Origin of the sequence: Halorhodospira sp. 9622, from assembly GCF_022228025.1 — a bacterium.
Classification (GTDB): domain Bacteria; phylum Pseudomonadota; class Gammaproteobacteria; order Nitrococcales; family Halorhodospiraceae; genus Halorhodospira; species Halorhodospira halophila_A.
Genome location: NZ_JAJNRE010000061.1, coordinates 1 through 2,691 on the forward strand (window position 1 = coordinate 1; position 2,691 = coordinate 2,691).

The window sequence follows — 2,691 nt, forward strand, 5'->3', positions numbered from 1 at the left end:
TGACGTCGTTGACGGGGATCACTGGACATCCCGGAGCATCTTGATGATCCCAGGGGGGACTTTCCACTGACGGTGATCCTCAGTGTGGACCACCACCGTCTTGCGGTTGATCTTAACCACCCGGCCGAACACCTCGCCCTCGCGGCTTTCGAACGACACCTCCTGTCCCAGGCGCAGGTGCTTGAGGACATCGAGATCCTGACGCGCCCGCAGTTCGTCGATGCGGCGGCAGATGATCTCGTTGAGCTCCAGGAGTTCGTCGAGGCTGAGATCGTCAATGCGCATTCAACCGCCTCTCGCTGGCTATGTATGGACTGGGGAGGCAGTGGTGTCTAAGGCTCTACATCCGAGCGCAGCGGCGCATCAGCGAACCGGGTCTTCCAGCACCGTGGCGTGAGCTCCTCGACTCGGGCCGCCGGGTGCATACCGACGCGCTGGAGCACATCGATCAGGTACGTGGTCGGATCCACGCCCTGCAGCCGGCAGGTCACCAGCAGCGTCTGGATGGTGGCCACGTGCTCGGCACCGACCTCACTCCAGCAGAATAACCAGTTGCGCCGACCCATGGGGATGGGGCGCAGCCCTCGCTCCAGGTGGTTCGTGTCGATGGGGACATCCGGATGTTCCAGGAAGACGGCCAGGGCCGACTGGCGCTCGCGCACATACCCCAGCGCCTTGAGCAGCGGGTGGCGCGGTTCAAGATCCATGCGCTGGAGCTGCGCATCACACCATTGCCAGAAGTCGCGCACCAGCGCAGCGCACTGCTCCTGCCGCGCCTGGCGTTTGTCTTCGCCGTGGAGCCCACGCGCACGGATCGATTGCTCCCGGTCGTAGAGCGCTGCGATCTGCTCCAGAGCTTCGCGCGCTGCCGGGTCGCTGTCCAGGGCCCGCTCGAACTGGCGGCGCATGTGTGACCAGCACTGGGCGTGGATGATCTGAGGCTGCCCGGCGGCGTATCGCTCGTAGGCCGCGTAGCCGTCGGTGAGTAGCACCCCGTGGAAGCGACCGGCCAGGGTGCGTTCGATGTGCGCGCCGCCACGGCTTGGGCTGAAGGTGAAGCAGATCTCGTCGCTCTCACCGTACAGCGGCCAGAAGTAGCCCTGGTGCATCTTGCCCGGGCCCTTGCGCCCGGCCTTGATCGGCGTCTCGTCCATGGCCAGCACCCCGCCGCTGAGCACGTGCGCCAGCTGTGCCTGTGCGATCGGGGCGAGCAGTGGACTGGCGCGCGCTACGACGGCGGTCAGCGAGCTGCGCGCCACCTGGATGCCGGCCTGACTCAGGCGCTGAGCCTGTCGGTACAGCGGCAGGTGGTAGCAAAACTTGTCGACCAGCACCCCGGCGGCGAAGCTGACATCAAAGACACTGCCCTCGAAGACGTTGCGCGGCGCCGGGACACTCGTGAGCGCGCCGCTGCTGCGCTCCTTGAGAACCGGGTGGCGGTACTCGAGGATCTCGTAGCCTGTCCGGCGCTGCGCGAGGCGGAACGTCGTGCGCGTGGCCACGACCTCATCGCTCTCCCGGCCTGCGGGCGGGGGCACCTCAATGACCCGCCTCGGGACGCTGTCGTCAAAGCGCAGCCCCGTGTCGTTGGCGGCGTTGTCGCGGTTCTTGCCCTTCCTGCGGGTGTAGGTGATCTTCTCACGCTCTTGCTGCTCGGGCACCGGCGTGGCCGCCGGGTCGAACAGGTTCGCTTGCACGGCCGGATCGAGGATCTGGTGGCGTTCGGACTTCTCGCCGAAGAGCTGGCGTTTGAACCAGGCGAGCTGGCGGCGCAGCTCTTTGAGTTCGCCGTGCAGGGCCTGGTTCTCGGCAACAATCCGGGCGTGCTCAGTGGCACAGATGGCATTCGACAAGGGGCTGATTCCCTTCGCAAATCACCGATCCATTATACCGGCTTCCACCCCCAAGCGGGGGTCTTTATGCCACCTTTTTCGTCGGCTACGGATGGTCAGATCCAGTCCCTCGAGCAATGCGGCGAACTGCGTCCAGCTCAGCGACTCCAGGGCCTGTGCCTGAGCACCCCCCACGCCGAACTGACCCTGCTCCAGGCGTTTGCTCCACACGCAGTAGCCGTCGCCGTCGAAGTAGAGCAGCTTCATCAGGGTGCGCCGGCGATTGATGAAGATGAACCCCTGGCCACTGAGCGGATCCCGGCCGAGGTGGCGACGCACCAGTGCGGCAAGACCATCGAACGAGCAGCGCATGTCCGTCGCCCGAGTGCACAGCCACAGGCGCCGCGGCGGCGTCAGCACCCCGGAGCTCGCCGAATCCGCAGACAGACGCCGGCGCCGAGGTCCAGCTCCACCTCCCAGGGCGGGGTGTCCTGATCACCCTGGCCGGGGGCGTCCGTTGACGGGCTACCCGGTAACGATAGCTCGGCGAACAGACCGCCTGCGGGCTCCAGCGCCGAGGGCGCCGGCTCCGCCACCTCGGCCGGTTTCGGTGCCACCGCAGCGGCCTGAAGGCGTCGACGCCAGGCGGTGAACGTGCTTTCGGCCACACCCTCTTGCGCGCAGAAGGCGCGCAACGTCAGGTCCCCTTGGGCGTAACGCTGGATCAAAGCCTGCCATTCGGCGGCTGTCCGGCGGGAGTGGCTTCTGCGGGCGTGGGGCATCTCGGTGCTCCTGTCTGCGATCGGATGAACGCAGATTACCCAGCTCACCACAGGCCCGGAACAACGCCTTGGAATGA

The 2,691-nt window shown here is 66.4% G+C and carries 4 protein-coding genes; all 4 read right to left on the reverse strand.

Features of this window, described 5'->3' with window-relative positions; genetic code table 11:
• Nucleotides 1-18 precede the first annotated feature (18 nt).
• From LRG07_RS13505 to LRG07_RS13520, 4 genes are read right to left on the reverse strand one after another with little or no spacing between them, the layout of a single operon-like run.
• Nucleotides 19-285, reverse strand: a complete 267-nt coding sequence (locus LRG07_RS13505) for a hypothetical protein (protein WP_201169107.1) — start codon at nucleotides 283-285, stop codon at nucleotides 19-21.
• A 47-nt stretch (nucleotides 286-332) separates the two neighbouring features.
• Complete coding sequence (locus LRG07_RS13510) at nucleotides 333-1,853, reverse strand: IS66 family transposase (protein WP_238642705.1); 1,521 nt, start codon at nucleotides 1,851-1,853, stop codon at nucleotides 333-335.
• Between the two features lie 21 nt (nucleotides 1,854-1,874).
• Complete coding sequence (gene tnpB / locus LRG07_RS13515) at nucleotides 1,875-2,252, reverse strand: IS66 family insertion sequence element accessory protein TnpB (RefSeq protein ID WP_238642707.1); 378 nt, start codon at nucleotides 2,250-2,252, stop codon at nucleotides 1,875-1,877.
• Nucleotides 2,246-2,614, reverse strand: coding sequence for an IS66 family insertion sequence element accessory protein TnpB (locus tag LRG07_RS13520; RefSeq protein ID WP_238642708.1), 369 nt, complete (start codon nucleotides 2,612-2,614; stop codon nucleotides 2,246-2,248). The genes tnpB and LRG07_RS13520 overlap by 7 nt, the downstream gene beginning before the upstream one ends.
• Nucleotides 2,615-2,691 lie beyond the last annotated feature (77 nt).